Source organism: Shewanella sp. 492, assembly GCF_059338445.1.
Genome location: NZ_CM181702.1, coordinates 2,166,705 through 2,187,449, shown reverse-complemented (window position 1 = coordinate 2,187,449; position 20,745 = coordinate 2,166,705). Strand labels below are relative to the sequence as shown.

The 20,745-nt window shown below is 46.5% G+C and carries 16 protein-coding genes; 8 read left to right on the top strand and 8 right to left on the bottom strand.

The window, feature by feature from the left end; genetic code table 11:
- Window positions 1–269: 269 nt before the first annotated feature.
- Window positions 270–533 carry a chemotaxis protein gene (locus AC5YBX_RS09850; RefSeq protein WP_494518999.1) on the top strand — a complete coding sequence of 88 codons (264 nt, stop codon included), beginning with the start codon at window positions 270–272 and terminating at the stop codon, window positions 531–533.
- A 124-nt stretch (window positions 534–657) separates the two neighbouring features.
- Here AC5YBX_RS09850 and AC5YBX_RS09845 read toward each other — a convergent pair whose 3' ends face one another.
- Genes AC5YBX_RS09845 through cmoA form a run of 8 tightly spaced genes read right to left on the bottom strand, consistent with a single transcriptional unit; the run spans window position 658 to window position 9,313 of the window.
- On the bottom strand, window positions 658–1,551 hold the full coding sequence (locus tag AC5YBX_RS09845) for a LysR family transcriptional regulator (RefSeq protein ID WP_494519000.1): 894 nt from the start codon (window positions 1,549–1,551) through the stop codon (window positions 658–660).
- A 47-nt stretch (window positions 1,552–1,598) separates the two neighbouring features.
- Window positions 1,599–2,705, bottom strand: a complete 1,107-nt coding sequence (locus tag AC5YBX_RS09840; protein WP_494519001.1) for a DUF3541 domain-containing protein — start codon at window positions 2,703–2,705, stop codon at window positions 1,599–1,601.
- Window positions 2,683–4,374 (bottom strand): peptidase M3, encoded by a 1,692-nt coding sequence (locus tag AC5YBX_RS09835; RefSeq protein ID WP_494519002.1) that lies wholly within the window; start codon window positions 4,372–4,374, stop codon window positions 2,683–2,685. The genes AC5YBX_RS09840 and AC5YBX_RS09835 overlap by 23 nt, the downstream gene beginning before the upstream one ends.
- Window positions 4,337–5,293: an alpha-L-glutamate ligase-like protein gene (locus tag AC5YBX_RS09830; protein WP_494519003.1), complete on the bottom strand. Its 957-nt coding sequence runs from the start codon at window positions 5,291–5,293 to the stop codon at window positions 4,337–4,339. The genes AC5YBX_RS09835 and AC5YBX_RS09830 overlap by 38 nt, the downstream gene beginning before the upstream one ends.
- Window positions 5,294–5,295: 2 nt before the next feature.
- Window positions 5,296–6,801: an inactive transglutaminase family protein gene (locus tag AC5YBX_RS09825; protein WP_494519004.1), complete on the bottom strand. Its 1,506-nt coding sequence runs from the start codon at window positions 6,799–6,801 to the stop codon at window positions 5,296–5,298.
- Window positions 6,802–6,818: 17 nt separating this feature from the next.
- Window positions 6,819–7,568: an ATP-dependent zinc protease family protein gene (locus AC5YBX_RS09820; RefSeq protein ID WP_494519005.1), complete on the bottom strand. Its 750-nt coding sequence runs from the start codon at window positions 7,566–7,568 to the stop codon at window positions 6,819–6,821.
- A 24-nt stretch (window positions 7,569–7,592) separates the two neighbouring features.
- The gene (gene cmoB, locus AC5YBX_RS09815; protein WP_494523585.1) at window positions 7,593–8,585 is read right to left on the bottom strand and encodes a tRNA 5-methoxyuridine(34)/uridine 5-oxyacetic acid(34) synthase CmoB; all 993 of its coding nucleotides are present in this window, start codon (window positions 8,583–8,585) and stop codon (window positions 7,593–7,595) included.
- Complete coding sequence (gene cmoA / locus AC5YBX_RS09810) at window positions 8,582–9,313, bottom strand: carboxy-S-adenosyl-L-methionine synthase CmoA (RefSeq protein ID WP_494519007.1); 732 nt, start codon at window positions 9,311–9,313, stop codon at window positions 8,582–8,584. The genes cmoB and cmoA overlap by 4 nt, the downstream gene beginning before the upstream one ends.
- Before the next feature lie 149 nt (window positions 9,314–9,462).
- On the opposite strand from cmoA, the gene AC5YBX_RS09805 reads away from it, so the two are divergent.
- From AC5YBX_RS09805 to AC5YBX_RS09775, 7 genes are all read left to right on the top strand, one after another.
- On the top strand, window positions 9,463–12,321 hold the full coding sequence (locus AC5YBX_RS09805) for a transporter substrate-binding domain-containing protein (RefSeq protein ID WP_494523584.1): 2,859 nt from the start codon (window positions 9,463–9,465) through the stop codon (window positions 12,319–12,321).
- 171 nt (window positions 12,322–12,492) lie between these two features.
- Window positions 12,493–14,283 carry an aspartate--tRNA ligase gene (gene aspS, locus AC5YBX_RS09800; protein WP_494519009.1) on the top strand — a complete coding sequence of 597 codons (1,791 nt, stop codon included), beginning with the start codon at window positions 12,493–12,495 and terminating at the stop codon, window positions 14,281–14,283.
- 65 nt (window positions 14,284–14,348) lie between these two features.
- A complete protein-coding gene (locus AC5YBX_RS09795; RefSeq protein ID WP_494523583.1) occupies window positions 14,349–15,095 on the top strand; it encodes a YebC/PmpR family DNA-binding transcriptional regulator in 747 nt (248 codons plus the stop codon).
- Window positions 15,096–15,099: 4 nt separating this feature from the next.
- Complete coding sequence (gene ruvC, locus AC5YBX_RS09790) at window positions 15,100–15,621, top strand: crossover junction endodeoxyribonuclease RuvC (protein WP_110457740.1); 522 nt, start codon at window positions 15,100–15,102, stop codon at window positions 15,619–15,621.
- Window positions 15,618–16,235, top strand: coding sequence for a Holliday junction branch migration protein RuvA (gene ruvA, locus AC5YBX_RS09785; RefSeq protein WP_494519010.1), 618 nt, complete (start codon window positions 15,618–15,620; stop codon window positions 16,233–16,235). The genes ruvC and ruvA overlap by 4 nt, the downstream gene beginning before the upstream one ends.
- A gap of 19 nt (window positions 16,236–16,254) precedes the next feature.
- The gene (gene ruvB, locus AC5YBX_RS09780; protein ID WP_475514086.1) at window positions 16,255–17,268 is read left to right on the top strand and encodes a Holliday junction branch migration DNA helicase RuvB; all 1,014 of its coding nucleotides are present in this window, start codon (window positions 16,255–16,257) and stop codon (window positions 17,266–17,268) included.
- An 876-nt stretch (window positions 17,269–18,144) separates the two neighbouring features.
- Complete coding sequence (locus tag AC5YBX_RS09775) at window positions 18,145–20,658, top strand: TonB-dependent receptor plug domain-containing protein (protein WP_494519011.1); 2,514 nt, start codon at window positions 18,145–18,147, stop codon at window positions 20,656–20,658.
- Window positions 20,659–20,745 lie beyond the last annotated feature (87 nt).

Genomic DNA, 20,745 nt, shown 5'->3' with positions numbered 1-20,745 from the left:
GTAACAGCTCATGCTCACAAATATCAATAAGCTTACACGTGTTCGCTAACTTGTGTCGCGGTTTGAATGGTAGTTGTGTTCTATTGTGTGGCATTATGACGATTATATATAGTGTAAAGTTACCTTGGAAGAGCGGTATATTGCGGTAGATATGAAGACTAGATAGGGCTCACATTAGGGCTTGCAATACTGATTATGGCTGTACTTTTTATACCATTTGACTAATAATCCAAGGTTATTTTTATAGTTAGGCTGGAGACACAATTATAATGCAGATCCCATCGAGTTTTGCCTCTGGATTGTCGGGGTTACAGAGTGCTCAATCTGGCTTGACCCAAGCAACGGTGGATGTGGCTAAACCATCTGCTCTTAACGCAAACGCGATAGCAACAGACACCTATCCCCCTGTTGAACAAACGGACCATACTGCCTTGGTATCGGCGCTGGAGTCACTTCATCAAGCACAGGCGACCACAGAGGTGATCGCGGTATCATCTGAAACACTAGGAACCGTTATCGATATTAAGGTATAACCTTGTCAATAACCCAATTATAATGCTTCTAGTTTAATAGTTTTAATCTAAAGCGTCTAAGGGTGATGAGCAATGTAAACCGGGCTATCTCATCGACAGTCGTGGAGATCAAATCCGCTTCTCATCAACTGCGCGTTTGGTGCTGGGCCAATATCAACCTTTCTAACAGTTGTGATGCAGGGCCTTGATTATCTCGATTAGGAATGACCAAGCTCAATGCCGCTTGTCTATGACTACTGCCTTGCAGCGCTAGGCGGCAAAGCTGCCCCTTATCTAATAACCCTTGCACCAGATGAGCTGGGATCCAGCAAAAACCGATACCCTTTTGTAAAATAACCAAGGCTTCATGGAAGTTGGTCACTGTCCAGCGCTGTTCGGCTTTAAGCCAGCCTGAATCGGCACGAGCGATTTGAGCCGTGTCTTTAATCACAATTTGTAAATGTTCGGCTAAAACTTGGTCATATAGAGGCTCATCGCGGTGCGCCAATGGATGATTTGGATGACAGACCAATAAAAAGTCGATATGGCACAGTGGTTCGGCGACAAACCCTTTGGGCGGTGAGCCTGCAATGGCAATATCGACCTGCTCAGATTCCACTAACTCAGTGGTACCATTGATCACCGAATCGAGAATGGTAATGCGGGTACCGCGCCCTTGGGCTTCAAATTGGCTTAGGGCGTCGATGAGTGTCTCCATCGGATAGATGATCTCGCGAGCAATGATCAATGAAGGTTCCCAGCCTTTTTCTAATTTATTGGCCAACATCTCCAACTCGGTGACAGAACGGGTTATATGGCGAGAGCGCCTGAGTAGCACTTCACCTGTTTCGGTAAGGTAGGCCTTACGGCCCTTAACTTCGAGTAGGGCGACGCCAAGCTGCAATTGTAATTTTGCGACCGCATGATTTAACGATGACTGACTTTTATTCAGTTGTTTAGCCGCTTGCGCATAGCCGCCATAATCGACTACTGCCTGCAGGATCCGCCACTGTTCTAAAGTTGATTTTGCTTGGCTCATGAATATTCAATCTCGTTACTCAAGCCGCAGCGCGGCTCGATATTAGGCTAAGGTTTAACGCTGACCTGTTTAGGCAGATATTTTTGGGTGCGCTTGAGTTCATGAAAATAAGGACCTTTATGCAAGGTCGCTGGCCAGTTCAGTAGCATCATAGCCAATACATTTCGGTGTTCACCCAGGGCGAGATCGGGATTGCCTTTAGGTGAGGGGATGATATGAAGCGTCTCATCATAGGCGTTGATAATATGCCGCTGGGTTTGTTTTACCACAGGGTGTTGCGACAAACCGGCTAAATGAAAACTGATACCAACTTCAGCAATAATATCGTCGGTAGCATCAGCTAAAATTCGCTCAATGTTGGCAGCGAAATAATCTAAAATCCAAGCAAATTCCTTTGCATCAACAGGGTGTTGGTAATATTGGCTGGCGGCAAAAATAAAGTGGGTCATACCATAGATTTTGTTTCTAAATTGTTTTTTGTTGAGCTTGCGATCGCGACTTATGGGGTAGACGTCATTAAAAGCTTGTTTGTAGTCGGCAATATAATCACCGACTTCAAGTTGTCTGGCCCAGTAGGCATAATTGATCAACTGCGCTGCCCAAGCTTCGATCATGGCTTTGTCGGTTAATCCCGTTTTGAGATCGGTGGATTTTAATGCTTTGACAAGTTTGTCATGGCAAGGGCCCTGTAAGCCAAATTCATCGATGCGGCTGGAAAAGCGTAACAGTACATCGGTATAAAACAGAAATTCAGGAAAAGGTTGTAAAGCTTTTTTGCGTGCTTTGGCACGCGGCCCATTGCCCAGTAACGCGATAGCCTCTTTAGCTTCGGTGTCGATAAACCCAGCTTTATCTAACTGGCAAGCATAAAAACTTTGTGATTCGGTTACGGCATACAGATCGACCAGTGCGGCGTTGGCATATTTAGCATCGCCTGTCATGCGGTAGAGGCGAATACCATAATGACCTTGCACTCTCGGAGGCAGTTGGTAAAGGTTTTGCTCTAAATGGGTCTGGATACTTTGGCGCACCTCCTTAGCGTTAAGCGTGTTGCTCTGTTCAACCTGCTTAGCGATACCGATGTTAGGCAGTAGCAATGCTGCACTTAGGCCAAGCACTGCGATGAAATATTTAGAGGGATGTGTGCTTAGCATGTTGGATCCTTTTAATTAAAGAGGAAGTCGACACCGGTTCGCCAAAAATAAGCGTTAATTGTTGTGTAAACGGCAGCTGCGCTTCATTAATCAGTAACAGGCTAAACAGCTCTTGCTTATCGATTGTGGCTTGTTGGTCAATTAGCCGCGCCAGGCTGCGCTGCCAAAGACGTTGATAATAGCGTGGCCCTTGGCTAACGATACCCCTGAAACTATAAATAGCCTCATTGGCTTGTGGCCAAGGCTGCGTAAAGCTCAATTCAAATTCGCGCGCGAGATCGGGGTAGGCGTGAGACCTTGTTTGATAGAGATTTAATGCCAGTTTGCTGCGAAAAACACTCAGTTGTTCGGCAAACATGGCTAAGCGTGCTTCACGGCTCTCTTTTCGTGCTGGGGCTATTAACTGTTGCTGCAAGTACAATGACAACCAATATTGACCGACTAAGCCACTGTCTTGAGTGTCTGCCAAGGTATTGATGAGATAGAAGCGTCCCCCTTTGAACAGCGGTGCAATGGCGCTGCTAAATGCCTCAATCAGTTGTGTTTGCGCGCGATGAGACTCGAGTACGTCTGGAAAGTTAAGTGATACTTGGCCAAATTGTTGTCCCACAACGCTGTGGCGGATCGGGGTGACTCGAATGCTTGTATCTTGGTTAGACTCGCCTTGGCTGAGAAATAGATCCCCGAGCAGACGCTGTCCATGCCATAGACGGATCATAGCGTCATTGACGGTTTCAACCCGAATACCAAAAGGCTTTAGCGTCTGGTAAATGCCACTTAACAACACTTGAGCAAACACTGGCTGAATAGGGGTTTTATCTGCTTGGGATAACGCAATCCCTAATTCCCAAGGAGCAAGGGTTGGCTGAGTCATTGCGTCGAGATATTGTTTCAGAAGTTGTGGCGTCGCGATATGCTGCGACGCCAAACTGAAACTGGCATAGTCGCTAAATCCCGCCTGTTCAGCCTGCTGTTGCTTAGCGGCAATTACATGGGCAAGAGCGGCTTCACTCTTACTTTTGGCCCGCAGTTGATAGGCTTGCCAGACTTGCTGACGGCAATGGGGATCACGTTGCTCAATCAAGTAACTGGCTATCGACTCACTAAAGCGCGGCACAGATGTGCTGGTGGTTTCGCTAAATTGGGTGTCATTAACGGGTTTAAGTAGGCAGCGCTCGTCACTTAGTACCAATGACAGTGCCTGTTGCCTTAGGGCGAAAGTGATACTGGCTTCGCTGGTGTGTAACGCCGCTTTATCGACAATGGCCATTTCACCTTGTAAGAGTTGTGTCAGTCGTTTTGCGACTGCTTGTTCATCGGCGCGAACACTGCTTTTTAAAGCCAGACTTAAACTGACAATGTTAGGGTCGCGATATAATTGGTCTATTTGATCCCCAAGGTGTAATTGGCATCGCAATAGGGCTTCTTGGCTCACCGAGTTGAGCGCATATTGTTGATAATAGCGTAGGCTGTCTTTAAGATTAAACAGGCCAATAAGCTCGCGTTCAAGGCTAACCACCTGCACCGATGGCGCGTTTGGTGGGTTATCCATCCATGGAGCTATCTCATAGCGAAGGCATTGCTCGGATAACAAGGTAATGGGCGAGGCGGCTTGCGCCGCCGATACCACATTAAATGTTAGGGCGATTGCTAAAATGCGTTTTAGCATAGGCGACGCGTTCTTCCACTGACATGAATTTATTTTTCATCTGCTCGACATGTTTCAAGCGAGGTAGAATGCCTTGACTGTTGGCGATTTGAATCGCTAAGCCGGGTCGAGCATTAAGCTCAAGTAGAAGTGGACCGAGCTCTTGATCCAGTACCATATCTGTGCCTAAGTAACCTAACTCACTCATTTCATAAGCTTTAGAAGCGGTGTGTAGTAAGGTGTCCCAATGGGGCACGACAATCTCGGTCAGCTTTTTATCGGTATCGGGATGGCGCTCAATAGGGCGGTCAAATTGCACCGCATGCAAGCCTTGTCCTGTCGCAATATCGAGCCCAACGCCTACCGCACCTTGGTGTAAGTTAGCCTTACCGTCAGAGGCGGCTGTCGATAAACGCAGCATTCCCATGACCGGGAAGCCTTTAAAGACAATGAGCCGAATATCGGGCACACCCTCAAAGGAGTAACCATCGAAGATGGGATCAAATTTAATCAGCCCTTCAACGATCGCCACATCGGGTTTACCCCCCAATGAAAACAACCCACTAAGAATGTTGGATATATGACGGTCGATTTCACTTGGCGTGACTTCATGACCGCTGGCTTTAAAATAGTGACCATTAGCCACTTTAGTGATAACTAAAATCCCTTTACCGCCAGAGCCTTGTGATGGCTTAATTACAAAACCACTCTGGTTATTAACCATCTCAGGTATATGTACAATCTCGTGCTGCTGCGAAACGGTGCCAATTAAGGCGGGCACCGCAATGTCATTGGCTAGGGCGAGTTGCTTAGTGGTTAGTTTGTCATCGACCCGTTTATAATATTTGCGCGGATTATAACGACCTATGTAGTCGATATTACGCTTATTCATGCCAAGGACACCATTGTCCCTTAGCGTCTTAGGACGCGCAAATAGCATGATTATTCTCCCGCCAACGGTCTAAAACGTCTGAGCTCTAATAGCTTATAACCTGTGTATTGGCCCATGAGCAACACCACGGCTAAAATCGCTAAGTGGATGCCTAAGAAGTTAAAGACCCAATGCTGCACCCAGGTAGCGCTCATGGCTAAATAGGCTAGCGTTGCAACAAATAAGCTGCCGCCACCTTGTACTAATACTTCTTTGGCGCCTTCCTCTTCCCATAAAATGGACATTCTCTCGATGGTCCAAGCCAAAATGATCATCGGGAAGAAGGTGATCGTCAGCCCTTCGCTGAGACCAAATTTATAAGAGATTAAGGTAAACAGTCCAATGATGCCTATCACCACAATGATCACCGCCGATATGCGCGAGATCAGCAGTAAGTTGAGTTCTGACAGGTAAGAGCGGATCATTAAACCAAACGCCACAATCAGCAAAAATCCGATAAGCCCGGTCAACAGGGTGGTTTGAATAAAGGCTAAGGCGATCAATACCGGCATAAAGGTGCCCGAGGTTTTAATGCCAATAATGACGCGCAAAAACACCACCATCAACACACCAATGGGGATCAGCAAGATCCCTTTAAACAGGCTCTGTTCCTCAAGCGGTAATTGATACAGTGAGAAATCCAGTGCATCTTTATTTTTGAGCATATCGATTGAGGTCGCCAGCGCCGAGCGGGTGTCCTGCAACATGGAAAAGTTGACCTGTGAATTAACGCCACCAATGACATCAAGGGTCGATTTACCTTTGCGATCCCAGATAAGCAGGTTATTTGGGCGACCTTGAGTGCCATTGGCAGGATTAAACAATAGCCATTCGCCTTGATGGTAAACCTCAACGAAGGTGGTTAACTGCTGGCGACGACGCTGATCTTCTAAAAATAGTGCGTTGACTTTTTGTGCAGGGATCCCTTTGCTATTGAGCATCTGAATAAATAGATCTGCAGGTGAATTATCCGACAGTAAAAGTTCGATGTTTTGGCTGCGATCGGTGGCGTTAAAGCTTTTGTTCAGTTGCTGAGCAAAGGAGAGGTTCGTGGCACTACGAGACCAGATCTCCTGCATAATTTGCTCTGCAGCGGCTTGCTCGGTTGCAGGCCAGCTGTATGGGATTGGTGGTTGCGGCTCCTGTTGGGCGGCGACTTGATGATTACCCGTAGGCACTAGGGTCACTTTGTAATATAAGTCTTGTTGACCTATGGCATTGCGGATAGACCACGTCGCATGACGTCCCATTTCATCTTCCGCTATAGTGAGTCCATAACCTGGAGATGTGGCATTTTCGACCAGTATTTCAAAGGCGGGATCACTTGGCAGCGAAAAGGTCACCTCTGCAGGTTCGCCTATACCTTGAAAACTCACTTTGGCGTCAACAGCCCAGCTTTGCACCTGTTCGCCGGGCAGGAAAGGCACATTGTGTTCAATGCCACGATAAACACTGGCAGCAACACCCGCTAAAAAGAGCAGCGCGACGACAATATAAAACGGTTTTCTAGAATGCATCAGCCCATTATCCTCTATTATTTTTCGTTCTGTTCAGGCAGGGTTTTACCATGAATAAAACTTTGTGCGACATCGACAACGGCGATATCTTGCATAAATTTGCGTCCCAGCAATAACTGATACTCTAAGTGGCTGCGATCGACCAGATTAAGGTCGGTTTCTGCCTTATATTGACCAATTTGTAGATGAGCGTGGATCACCGGGCGGCGATCACTTTTTTCATCTGACTCTTGTTTGATGCGTACGAAGCGTTCAACTTTAGACTCGAAGGTTTGTGATGGTTTATCGTAGCCTTGGGTAAATACATCAAAACGCACCCATTGTTTGCCATCGCGCTCGAACAAAATAATATTGTGTGCATCTAGTGAAGATGATTCGGCGCCCGTATCGATACGAGTCTCAAATCCCGCTTTGACTTCGTCCATGTAGACATTTTCTACGGCACCCAAAATAAACTTATCACCGATAGGAGAAGGATCGCACTGGGTGGGCACTGCGATGACCTGCTTTTCTGGCTGCTGTAGATTGATTTTTGCCACAGACTGATTCAAAGCATCGAGTTGCTTAGATAGACTGCTAATCGCACTGAGCGTTTGCACTTGACTGGCATGATTATTCTGTATCAAGTTGGCTAATTCGCTCTGCTGTTGGCTTAGACTGTTGTTGAGTGTGGCGGCATCAACCGGTACAGGCCTATTGGCAGTGTTCGTCGTGCACCCGATTAAGAATAGGGTTGCAACGCTAATGGCGGTTATCTGTTTTAACATAGTCGATCCCATATACTATTTTAGTTAAACCAAATCTTTATTCGGTTGATTCTTGGTGGCGATAAATGTTGCGCGTTTAGGGGCTGGGTAGCCTTCGACTGTTAAATTGATATCATTGGGATCAAGATAATCCACCAATGACTCATTCGGCATCCAGTCGGTACTGCGCTGCTCTGCTAATGAAGTGACATCAATGTCGACACAGCGTACATCGACAAAGTCGGCTTTTTTGAGCCAAGCTGCTAAGGCTTTAGCTGAAGGTAAGAACCACACATTATTCATTTTACCGTAGCGATCACTAGGGACTAATACGGTATTTTCATCACCATCGACCACTAATGTCTCTAATATTAATTCGCCACCTGCACGCAGTTGGTCCCGCAGTTGCAATAGATGATCGATAGGTGAGCGTCGATGATACAACACCCCCATAGAAAATACAGTGTCAAAGGCATCCAGTGGGGGTAACTCTTCTATGCCTAACGGGAGGAAGTGCACCGGATGATGCTCGCCAGCGATACGTTTGATGGCTTCAAACTGGCATAAAAACAAAGGTGAAGGATCAATCCCTACCACATGTTTCGCGCCTTCACCTAACATACGCCACATATGATACCCACTGCCACATCCCACATCGAGTACGGTGCGGTTGGTCAGCGGCGAAATATGCGGTTTAACTCGATCCCATTTCCAGTCTGAGCGCCATTCGGTATCAATATGGATACCGTGTAGGTGATAAGGGCCTTTGCGCCAAGGTTTGAAAATTTTCAATAAGTTTTGTAGTTTTTCACGTTCGCCATCACTGAACTGCTTGCCGCTGCCTATGGTGACACTAGTGGTAAAGTTAATCTCGTCTGGCTCAGGGTAATGCAACTTATTAAGGACCTTTTCCCACTTGGGTAAATCCCCATGTTTATTATTGCGTTGCCATTGCCCCAAAATAGCGGGCAAGGTTTCGAGCCAATGTTGTAGGCTAGAGTCGGCAATCTGTTTGTAAAACGAGCTAAAACTTATCACTTTATCGCCACCATAGAAGCAAAGTTAAAACATTGGAACCACACACTAAAATGACTAAAGCCTTGGGCTTTTAATCGCTGCTCATGCTGTGGTAACGAGTCGGGTTTCATGACATTTTCAAGTGAACTGCGTTTTTGGCTGATCTCCAGTTCGCTGTAGCCATTGGCCCGTTTGAAATCTAAATGAAGCTCATCCAGTAGTGCTTGTACAGGTGCATCTTCGAAGGTGAGCTTTTCTGATAACACCAAGATCCCGCCGGGTTGCAGACCACGATATATCTTATTGAGTAAAGTCTCTCGGTCGCTTGGGGCTAAAAACTGCATGGTGAAATTTAAAATGACCATGGAGGCATTATCAATTTCGATGTCGCGAATATCGCCGCAAATCAGGTCGACAGGCGTATCGCTAACATAGGCATTTAAGTTTTGTTGGCAGCGTTCAATCATAGATTGGCTGTTATCGACCGCAATAATACGGCAATCGCGTCCATCAAGACGACGACGTACACTAAGAGTCGCCGCGCCTAGCGAGCAGCCTAAATCATACACTCGGGTATTAGGTGAGACACATTTGTCGGCAAAATCGCCTAATGTACTGATAATTTGAGCATATCCAGGCACGGAACGTTTTATCATATCATTGAATACACCAGCAACTCTGTCATCGAATTGAAAGTCACTGATATTTTCACATGCTTGGGCGAATATTGTATCTTGAGATGAGTTCATGAGTATTGACTAGATAAGTTCGATTTTTCATTCTAGCGAAACATCAGCGCTAGCAGCAAGTCTAGCACTGGAAATTCTAGAGAAAATTCGGTCTAATACCTTAATATCAACATATATTTCACAACGCCTTGACGTTCTAGGGAAGATCATTGGAATTACTTTATCGTTTCATCCTCGCCATGGTGTTATGTATGTCGATATCGGTGTACGCCGATACGGCAAAGCCGCAGCCGTTAGTCTTAGTCATGGGCATTGACAGTTTTCCCTATCAGTTTGTTGATGATAATGGTGAACCTAAAGGCGTTTTGGTCGATTTGTGGCGTGAATGGGCGGCGCAGACGGGCAGGGCAATTGAATTTAAACCTTTAGATTGGCACGCTTCACTCGAACAATTGACCCAAGGCCATGCCGATATTCATATTGGCATGGGGTATACCGAGTCACGTGATAATACCTATGATTTTGCCGATGCCATTTCGTCGGTTAACACTTACCTTTATCTGCGTAAATCACTTAAGGATAAAACCCGTTTGCACGACTTACTGCCATACCGTATTGGCGTTGTGAGTGGCTCGTCCCATGAAGCAAATTTAATCAGCCAGTTAAGTGGTCTTAATTTTCGCTACTATGATACGCGCGATGCCTTGCTCAATGGCGTGATTAACGGCGAAGTTGATGTGTTTGCGGGAATGGAAGGGTATCTACGCGATAAGGCGGTGAGCCGAGCGGTGATGGAAGCCTTTCCATTAAGCCATCGATTATTGATTAAAACCATTCCTATTCTGCCTGCCGTTAAACAAAGTGATCAAGCATTACAGACTCGCATTAATCAAGGTTTTCAACTGATCACGCCAACTAGACGTGCTGAGATAGAAAAGCATTGGTTGGGCTTTAGCCGCGATACTAACCGTTTGATTATTGCCGCACCTGTGGGATTTGAACCTTATGTCGATATCGGTGGAGATGGTGAGCCCCATGGGTTGTATATCGATATCTGGAAGTTGTGGTCACAAAAAACGGGCATTGCCGTCGATTTTCGGGCTAAGCCTCTTAATGAAACCTTAGAAGATGTGACCTATCGCCGCGCAGATATCCACATTGGTTACCCACTTAATAAAGGGTGGCCTTCTTCAGAGGGAGCTAACCGCGACATTGAGGCCATCACTTCCGTTGCTTTGGCCGATAGCGCTTACGCTAATTTACGTCCAGTGTGGCGGACCTATCAAGTTGATCATCATCTGTTTAGTTATAAGCAGAGGTTAACCAGTCTCGACAGCTTGTTGGGCCAAGGGATTGGGGCGATTAGGTCAGAGCCTTATTTAAGCCAATTGGCTCAAGCGTTACCCAACAGTGAACTGCGCTTATATGATAATGTTCAACAGATGATTGCTGCAGTAGAGCATGGTGATATCAAAGCGTTTGTCGCGGCTGCGGCTTGGACACAACACTATTTACTTAAGGCTGACGTTTGGCAAGACTTTTACCCTTATCGGCAGCTCACATTCACCAGCGATATATTTGCTTTAACACGCAGTGAAGATGAGGGGCTAATTAAACGTATTCACGCCGGATTTAACCTCATCTCGGCGACCGAACTGGCTAATCTCGAAAGTAAATGGATATTAGACAGTCACGACAGGACGGTAAAGGCCAGCCCCACTGAGTTGCCACTCAGCCCTTTGCAGCAACACTATTTGGCCAATCTTAGGCCACTTAACCTCGGTTATCTGCAAGATTGGCCACCGATGGAATTTCAAGGTGAAGAGGGGCAGTTTCAGGGGATCAACCACGACATTAGCGAGCGTTTGGCCGCGCAATTGAATTTGAGGTTTATTCCCGTGATGTTCGGTGACTGGAGTAGCATGTTGGCAGCGCTCAAGCGAGGCGATATCGATATTGTCGGCAGTGTCGCCTTAACCGCTGAACGTGAAAAAGATCTGGTGTTTTCGGCCCCTTATTGGCCATCCCCCTGGGGCTTGGTCACTAATCTCAATAACGCTTTGGTATTTAGTTTGGCGCAGATGAGCGGGAAACGATTGGCTATCGTTGAAGGTTATCATTTGATCCCGCAGTTGATGAATAACACCTTAGGGATAGAGCTGATTTTAGTGCCCAATACGCGTGCAGGGATCGACGCTGTCTTGCAAGGCACCGCCGATGGTTTTATTGAAAAAGTGCTTAACATGGGGCTTGAGCTCAGCGACAGCGACCACAAGCAATTGAAAATGTCGGTGCTAGCCGATTACTCCGATCAGCAGAGCCATTTTGCCTTAACGCCAGAGTTGCACCCTTTAGTGCCACTGCTCGATAAAGCGATTGCGCAATTGTCTACCGCGCAGCAACAACAAATTTATCAGCGTTGGATTGAACAAGAGTCCCCCAGCACCGTTATGGCCATTGGTTGGCAACAAGCTTTTTATCTGTTGCTGGTGGTCACATTGATCTTGATGGTGGGCTTATTGTGGTTCTATGTGACAAGGCGCCCTTATGCTAGAGAGGTATTTCCCTCTTCATTGCCTTTGCAGCTCGATCCGTTAACTGGCCTGCCAAACCGCAGTTTATTAGACGACAGATTAACGCAAGCGATATTAACCCATCGCCGTGAAATGCAACCTTTTGCCGTGCTGTTTATCGGCTTTAGCAACCTAACACAGCTCCAGCAGCGCCTCGGTGCCGCTAAAACTCAGCAACTGATGGCCATAGCGCGAGATAAGGTCACCGCCTTAGTGAGAAAATCTGATACTTTGGCCAAATTTAACGATGAGCAGTGGGTGGCTATCCTGAATCACAGCAAAGAGATGACTCAGGTCTGCCAAGTGGCCGAGGCGATTATTGATAGTTGCTCGGCACCTTTTGCTATCGATGCTGAAGATGTGGCACTATCGGTCAATATTGGGGTGGCCATGTTCCCACGCGATGGCGACAGTGCGGTTGAAATACTCAAAAAAGCCGATGAGCGATTATCGCGAGCCGCTGCACAAGGTGCTAGTGGCTATCGTAGTGCGTGATCATATCGACGGTTAATCGTCAATTGCTGGATATTTGCCCACCCCACAGGTTTACTTCATGTTAAGACGATGAAGTTGTTTTGAAATCGGCAATATTTCACTATAATGCCGCTTTTGTCATGTATTGAATATTCCTCAAGCACCGCTTTGTGGATGAAAGGAAAGGGTTAGATGCGCAGTCATTATTGTGGAGACGTCAACGGGTCTCATGTTGGAGAAGAAGTCACTCTTGTCGGTTGGGTTAATCGTAGCCGTGATTTAGGTGGTGTTGTTTTTCTAGATCTCCGCGATCGTGAGGGTATTGTTCAGGTTGTGTATGATCCAGACTTGCCTGAAGTGTTTGATATTGCCAGTACTTTGCGCGGTGAGTTCTGTGTACAAGTTAAAGGGCTTGTGCGTGCTCGTCCTACAAGCCAAGTCAATGACCAGATGCGTACTGGCGAAATTGAAATTTTGGGTAAAGAGTTGCGTATTCTTAACAGCGCTGCGCCACTGCCCATCAACATGGACAAAAACCAGCATAACACCGAAGAGCAGCGTCTTAAGTATCGCTACTTAGATTTACGTCGCCCAGAAATGGCGGAGCGTATTGTATTTCGCTCAAAGGTAACCAGTGCCGTGCGTCGTTTCCTCGATGGCAATGGTTTCCTTGACATTGAAACGCCTATTTTGACCAAGGCGACACCGGAAGGCGCGCGCGATTATTTAGTGCCAAGCCGCACTTATAAAGGCCAATTCTTTGCCTTGCCACAGTCGCCACAACTGTTTAAACAGTTGTTGATGATGTCAGGTTTCGATCGATACTATCAAATTGTTAAGTGTTTCCGTGACGAAGACTTACGCGCCGACCGTCAACCTGAATTCACCCAAATCGATATCGAAACCTCGTTTATGTCATCAGCACAGGTGATGGACAAGACTGAAGAGATGGTTCGCGGTCTGTTTAAAGAGTTACTGAATGTCGACTTAGGCGAATTCCCTAAGATGACCTTTGCAGAAGCGATGCGTCGTTTCGGATCTGATAAGCCAGATCTGCGTAACCCGCTTGAATTAATTGACGTAGCAGACTTAGTTAAAGACGTCGACTTTAAGGTATTCCAAGAACCTGCTAACGATGTTGATGGTCGCGTCGCCGTATTGTGCGTGCCTGGTGGCGCTTCGCTGTCGCGTAAGCAACTTGATGAATATGGCAAATATGTCAACATCTATGGTGCCAAAGGGCTAGCCTGGATGAAGGTCAATGAGCTAGAAAAAGGGCTTGAAGGGATTCAATCTCCCGTGCTTAAGTTCCTTAGCGAAGAGGTGGTTAACGCTATTTTAAGTCGCACCAATGCAGCTAATGGCGACTTAATCTTATTTGGTGCCGATAAAGCGAATATCGTTGCCGAGGCAATGGGGGCACTACGTCTGAAAGTGGGTGAAGATTTCAACTTGCTGCAAGGTGAGTGGAAACCGCTGTGGGTTGTGGACTTCCCAATGTTTGAGCGCACATCGGATGGCGGTTTACATGCCATGCATCACCCATTCACTGCGCCAAGTGGCATCAGCCCCGCAGAGCTTGAAGCTAATCCAACGGCAGCTATCTCTGATGCATACGATATGGTGCTCAACGGTTGTGAGCTCGGTGGTGGTTCAGTGCGTATTCACAACAGTGAAATGCAGTCAGCGGTATTCCGCATTTTGGGCATTAATGATGAGGAAGCCCAAGAGAAATTTGGCTTCTTACTCGAGGCGTTAAAGTACGGCACGCCACCACATGCAGGCTTAGCCTTCGGCCTTGACCGTATCGTGATGTTGATGACTGGCGCCACGTCGATTCGTGATGTCATGGCGTTCCCTAAAACCACCACGGCGGCCTGTCCGCTAACTAATGCCCCAGGCTTTGCCAACCCGGTTCAGCTCGATGAGCTAGGCATCTCAGTGGTTGAAGCTAAACCTGAAGCCAAGCAAGACGCAGAATAACAAGATAAACATAGCCGAGCGAAAGCTCGGCTTTTTCGAGAACGTTTCGAAATAAGGAGTCAGTTATGGCCGGTCACAGTAAATGGGCCAACATCAAGCACCGTAAAGCAGCGCAAGATGCCAAACGCGGTAAATTATTCACTAAATTCATTCGCGAATTAACCGTCGCCGCCCGCGAAGGGGGCTCAGACCCCGATTCTAACCCACGTTTGCGCGCCGCTATCGATAAAGCCTTATCCAACAACATGACCCGTGACACAGTAGAGCGTGCTATTAAGCGCGGCGCTGGTGAACTCGATGGTCAAGTATTAGAAACCATTATGTACGAAGGCTATGGGCCAGGCGGCACTGCGGTGATGGTTGAGACCATGACCGACAATCGCAACCGCACCGTATCAGGCGTACGTAATGCCTTTAGTAAATCGGGTGGTAACTTAGGCACCGACGGTTCTGTCGCTTATCTGTTTGAAAAGCGCGGCGTGATCTCCTTTGATGAAGGCTGTGATGAAGACACCATTATGGACGCGGCACTCGATGCCGGCGCCGATGATGTGGTGACCCATGATGATGGCTCAATTGACGTTTACACCACCCCCGAAGATTTTGGCGCGGTTAAAGATGCGTTAGACGCAGCAGGCCTTGAAGCTGTGAATGCTGAAGTGACCATGGTACCGTCGACCAAAGCGGAATTGGATGCCGATACCGCACCTAAGTTTCTACGACTTATTGATAATCTTGAAGATCATGATGATATACAAGAGGTGTATCATAACGCAGAGATTGCCGATGATATATTACAGGCCTTAGAGTAATGCCATGCCCATCATTTTAGGTGTTGACCCAGGATCGCGGATCACAGGTTATGGCGTTATCCAGTGTCAGGGAAGACACCAAATTTACCTTGGCAGTGGTTGCATACGCACCCAAGCCGATGATTTACCCTCTCGTTTAAAAATTATATTTGATGGCATTAGCGAAATTATTCGTCAGTATCAACCCGACGAATTCGCCATTGAACGGGTTTTTATGGCAAAGAATGCTGATTCAGCATTAAAGCTGGGACAGGCGCGCGGCGCGGCGATAGTGGCCGCCACCAATGCCAATTTACCGGTAGCCGAATATTCAGCCACCCAGATAAAAAATGCCGTGGTGGGGACTGGACGGGCGCAAAAGTCTCAAGTACAACACATGATCCAGCAAATATTAACCTTACCAGCAGCGCCCCAAGCCGATGCGGCTGATGCTTTAGGCGTTGCAGTATGTCATTTTCATACCTATCAGAGCCTGATCGCCATGGGCGGTAAAGCCAGTAGCAGAACATACGGAAGATACAGATGATTGGTCGTTTACGGGGTTTATTAGTAGAGAAACAAGCGCCGGAAGTCTTGCTCGATGTTAGCGGTGTGGGCTATGAATTACAGCTACCACTGACCAGTTTTTATGAGTTACCCGACTTAAACCAAGAAGCGGTGATTTACACCCATTTTGTGGTGCGTGAGGATGCGCAGCTCTTGTACGGTTTTGTCACCAAACAAGAACGTGCATTATTTCGTTTATTGATTAAAACCAATGGGGTGGGGCCGAAATTAGCATTAACGATTCTCTCAGGTATGACTGCCAGTGAGTTTGTTAAATGCGTTGAACACGATGATATTGCGACCTTAGTTAAGTTGCCGGGCGTCGGCAAGAAAACCGCCGAACGTTTATTAGTCGAGATGCGCGATAAACTGAAGAGCCTAATGGAAGCTTCACAAGGCTCTGAGCGTGAATTTGTCTTGCAATCAAACTACTCAGCTAAGCCACAGGTCAATTCAGCCGAAGAAGATGCCATCGCGGCATTATTGTCGTTAGGTTATAAACCCGCACAAGCGAGTAAGGCTGTCTCTGGGGTGTATCAAGAAGATATGGACTCAGAAACCTTGATCAAAGCCGCGTTAAAGTCGATGTTATAGCCTGTTAAGTGAGAAAAAAATGATAGAAGCCGATCGATTAATTCAGGCGCAACCTCAAGGTATTGAGGAACGTGATGAGCAGATAGACAGAGCGATGCGACCTAAGTTACTCGATGAGTATACAGGTCAAGATGATACCCGCGCGCAGCTTAAAGTGTTTATTGAAGCCGCGCAGAAACGCGGCGAAGCGCTGGATCACATGTTGATTTATGGCCCGCCAGGTCTGGGTAAAACCACCTTAGCCATGATTGTGGCTAATGAGATGGGGGTCAATATTAAGTCCACTTCAGGCCCAGTACTGGAAAAAGCAGGCGATTTAGCCGCGTTGTTAACCAACCTTGAAGAGGGCGATGTGCTGTTTATCGACGAGATCCATCGCCTCAGTCCTGTGGTGGAAGAGATCTTGTATCCGGCAATGGAAGATTATCAGCTCGATATCATGATCGGTGAGGGACCTGCGGCGCGATCGATTAAACTGGAGTTACCGCCCTTTACCTTGATCGGCGCAACCACACGAGCGGGCGCATTAACCTCGCCACTGCGCGCGCGTTTTGGTATCCCACTGCGTTTAGAGTTCTATAATGTTGCCGATCTCAGTAGCATTGTGACCCGCTCAGCTAAGGTACTCGGCTTACCAATTGAGGATGATGGCGCTCTTGAAGTGGCGCGTCGCGCTCGCGGTACACCGCGTATCGCCAACCGTTTATTGCGCCGGGTAAGGGATTACGCCGAGGTAAAACACGATGGCGAGATCACTAAATATGTAGCCGAAAGTGCACTGGATATGCTCGATGTCGATGTTGAAGGGTTCGATTATATGGATCGTAAACTGTTACTGGCGATCATCGATAAATTTATGGGGGGCCCCGTTGGCTTAGACAATTTAGCCGCTGCGATTGGTGAGGAGCGAGAGACTATCGAAGATGTACTCGAACCGTTTTTAATCCAACAAGGCTTTATACAACGCACCCCAAGAGGGCGTATTGCTACGCCACGTGCCTATCAACATTTCAATTTGATTAAGCCTGATTAACCGAATCTCAGACTTATCAGCTTTACTTAACGACAGCGCGATTCGTTTATATTAAATGGGCCGCGCTGCGTTTTTATGTGCGTTTGCTTGTGCTTTATCTAGCGCGAGTTGACAGCGTTATCATGCTTAGGTTGTAGCATTACTCGCTAATCTTGATCTACTGGCTATTCACTATTTGTGCATGAATGATCCCCACCACTTGGATTGTTAATTAATTAACAATCGATCGAAATTTCAGTCTGCAAAGCAATAATCCAACCTTCCCCCTCTAATTGTATCGCCTTTGTTAAATGCGATGCTTTTAGTTTGTAAATTAGACGAGTGCTTCTCGGCGTCAACATTAAATAGGGCAACAAATAGAGTAAATAGGTAAATAATGACAGTATTCTCTAACTAAAGGCTATTGATTAATGCGTTAACCGCCATGGTATTTGGCGCTCAATTTAAACATATACGCGATGGTAAGCATCACATTATTAATACCAAACCTGCTAATTGTTAATTAATTAACACTGTCTTTTTTAACGTCAGTTTAGGCGGGAAGCGTCATAATAACCGGTAAAGCGTGATTTGTGTCACATTTTTTGGTATTTACGTTGTTGCTTGTATGTATGTGATTCTTGGCTTTAAAAACGTGATCGGTAGCTATTTTATAAACAAAAAACCTCAAATCACGACATTAATCTATAGTTGCGCTTAATTAATGCGCTTAGTTGTTATCATTGTTGTCATGCTTATTAACTTCTCATTATCAATGGTTAAAAGTTATGGTTGTTGACGTGTGTTAAGTGACGAGACAGTATCAGGCCCAACGCTGAATAAATATTAATAGTTAACAGCGTGCAATAATAATGAAGGCAAGGGAGTTATCGTTACATGATAAGAACAAAATTAGCATCTGCAATTAAGTTGGGATTAATTGCTTCAGTCTCTACCAGTGGTTTTATTGCCTCAAGCAATGCCATTGCTGCAGAAGAAAGCGCATCGTTTGAGCGTATTGCCGTTACTGGTTCACGTATTCAACGTAAAGACATGGAAACGGCTTCTCCTGTTACCGTTATCGACGCGGCCTCAATTAAAGCAGAAGGTTTTACTTCGGTAGACCAGATGCTACAAGCACAAACGTCTATGGCGGGCGCCGCAGTGGGCTCTAGCACCAATAACGGTGCTGACGGTATCGCTCAGGTTGATCTTCGTGGTATGGGTTCACAGCGTACGCTAGTACTGCTAAATGGCCGCCGCATGGTTAACTCGGGTTCTGGTGCCGATAGTGCAGTGGATTTGAACTCTATCCCGGTCGCTATGATCGCCCGTGTTGAAATATTAAAAGATGGTGCTTCAGCAGTTTATGGCTCTGATGCTATTGCTGGTGTGGTGAACATCATCACTAAGAAAGATTTCGAAGGTTTCCAAATCGACCTAAACGGTGGTGCTACCGATAAAGGTGATGGTGAAAACGGCGATATCAGTGCGCTATACGGTTTCAACACAGATAAAGGTAATTACACCATTGGTGCTGCTTATTCTGACCGTCGTGGTGTGATCCAGTCTGATCGTGATTGGACTACGCCTGGCGCGAGTTCATTTTTGCCAAATGGTTCATTAGGCGGTTTGATCAAAGATGAAAATGGTAACTGGGTAGAGCGTGATTGGGGTTATGATTATACCCAAGATAGCTACTATCAAACGCCGAGTGAACGTTACAGCTTGTTTGCCAACATGACACAAGAGTTGAGCGACGATATTATCTTTAACGCTGACGTGTTATACACCAAGCGTAAGTCCAGCCAACAGTTGGCGCCGCAACCAGCCAATCTAATGCTAGATGTCTGTGTGCCGGGTCAAAACACGCTCGAGTGTATCGATATCGATGCCGATATGGCCAGTGCTGGTATTGTGGCCGATGATAAAGGCCTTGTTAATTATAGAAAACGTATGAATGACGTCGGTCCACGTATCTATAAGCAAGATACTGATACTTTGCGTGCGTCAATTGGTGTTGAAGGTGCACTGGATGTGCATACTGGCATGAACTGGGACTTGTCCTACACCTATGGTAAGAACAAGGCTAGCACATCGGTTGAAAACTCAATCAATGGCGCCTTGATGACTAATGCCATCTACGCCAATCAAGATGCATGGTTCACAGGGCAGCCTGTTACCGATGCCGATTTGCTTAATAGCGTAAGCTACAGCGAACAAGCAGATGGTGGTAACGAGCAGCATGTATTATCTGCAGGTCTAAACGGTGAATTGTTTGAGCTTGATGCAGGTGCTGTTGGCTTTGCCATCGGCGCAGAATATCGCAGCGAAAGTGGTTACTATAATCCAGACCCAATCGTAGTTGCGGGTGAAAGTACCTCAGCGCAGCAAGATCCTACCGATGGCGATTATAACGTTATCTCTGTCTATCAAGAGGTGAGCGTACCTTTCACTGAGAAGTTAACTGGTGAATTTGCACTGCGTTTTGACGAGTATTCGACTTTTGGTAATGCATCAACGTGGAAAATAGGCCTGACCTATGAAGCAACTGATGATTTAATGCTGCGCGCAGTGGCTGCAACCGGTTTCCGTGCACCAAGTGTAAGCGAATTATACGGCGGTAACTCAGGTTCGTACGATTATCTTGATGATCCTTGGGGCAATGCACTAGATCCTCAGATTTTGGTTAACCGTACATCAGATGAAAACTTACAGCCAGAAGAGTCTGACTCTTATACTGCCGGTTTAGTATATTCACCAAGCTATGTTGAAGGCATGTCGTTAACGCTTGATTACTGGCGCTTTAAAGTGGATAACGCGATTGCGCGTTTAGACACACAAGCTGGCCTTAAAGACTGTTTTGCTGGCGATCAGAGCGCATGCGAAACCTTTAACATCGGTCCGAATGGCGATCTAGATAACTTAACTAACTCGCTAACTAACGTGGGTACTCAAGACACAAGCGGTATAGACTTTAACCTAGCCTACAACTTTGAAGGTTTAGGATTAGATTGGGCGATTGTTAACGATACCACTTACTTGCTTAACTTCGAGCAAGACGGTATTGACTATACCGACACTATCGACGGTAACTTCGGTGCCTATGCAGAAGTGCGTAATAACTTCAGTATTAAGGCTGGTCAAGATAGTTGGAACCTAATGTACTTCAACCGTTATATCGGTGAAATGGAAGATTTAGCCGAAGGCAATAAAGTGGATGCGATTTTGTATCACAACTTGTCGGCAACTTACTTCCTAAACGACGCGTGGACCATGAGCGCTGGTGTGAAGAACTTGACCGATGAAGAGCCATCACGTGTGTCTAACGGCAGTGACGGCGGTACGGTACCTGAAGTCTATGACACGGTAGGTCGTCAGTACTTTGCTGGTGTGACGTTCAAGTTTTAATCGATAATTAGCTTGAGGTATTCAGCGATGCATTGCTGAGTATCAAGAGCTAAAATAAAAAGCGCCTTAGGGCTAATGCTGATCAGT

Bases quoted from the DNA above. Each gene is read 5' to 3' on its own strand.
- AC5YBX_RS09850 (WP_494518999.1), top strand. From the start codon at position 270: ATGCAGATCCCATCGAGTTTTGCCTCTGGATTGTCGGGGTTACAGAGT.
- AC5YBX_RS09845 (WP_494519000.1), bottom strand. From the start codon at position 1,551: ATGAGCCAAGCAAAATCAACTTTAGAACAGTGGCGGATCCTGCAGGCA.
- AC5YBX_RS09840 (WP_494519001.1), bottom strand. From the start codon at position 2,705: ATGCTAAGCACACATCCCTCTAAATATTTCATCGCAGTGCTTGGCCTA.
- AC5YBX_RS09835 (WP_494519002.1), bottom strand. From the start codon at position 4,374: ATGCTAAAACGCATTTTAGCAATCGCCCTAACATTTAATGTGGTATCG.
- AC5YBX_RS09830 (WP_494519003.1), bottom strand. From the start codon at position 5,293: ATGCTATTTGCGCGTCCTAAGACGCTAAGGGACAATGGTGTCCTTGGC.
- AC5YBX_RS09825 (WP_494519004.1), bottom strand. From the start codon at position 6,801: ATGCATTCTAGAAAACCGTTTTATATTGTCGTCGCGCTGCTCTTTTTA.
- AC5YBX_RS09820 (WP_494519005.1), bottom strand. From the start codon at position 7,568: ATGTTAAAACAGATAACCGCCATTAGCGTTGCAACCCTATTCTTAATC.
- cmoA (WP_494519007.1), bottom strand. From the start codon at position 9,313: ATGAACTCATCTCAAGATACAATATTCGCCCAAGCATGTGAAAATATC.
- aspS (WP_494519009.1), top strand. From the start codon at position 12,493: ATGCGCAGTCATTATTGTGGAGACGTCAACGGGTCTCATGTTGGAGAA.
- AC5YBX_RS09795 (WP_494523583.1), top strand. From the start codon at position 14,349: ATGGCCGGTCACAGTAAATGGGCCAACATCAAGCACCGTAAAGCAGCG.
- ruvC (WP_110457740.1), top strand. From the start codon at position 15,100: ATGCCCATCATTTTAGGTGTTGACCCAGGATCGCGGATCACAGGTTAT.
- ruvA (WP_494519010.1), top strand. From the start codon at position 15,618: ATGATTGGTCGTTTACGGGGTTTATTAGTAGAGAAACAAGCGCCGGAA.
- ruvB (WP_475514086.1), top strand. From the start codon at position 16,255: ATGATAGAAGCCGATCGATTAATTCAGGCGCAACCTCAAGGTATTGAG.
- AC5YBX_RS09775 (WP_494519011.1), top strand. From the start codon at position 18,145: ATGATAAGAACAAAATTAGCATCTGCAATTAAGTTGGGATTAATTGCT.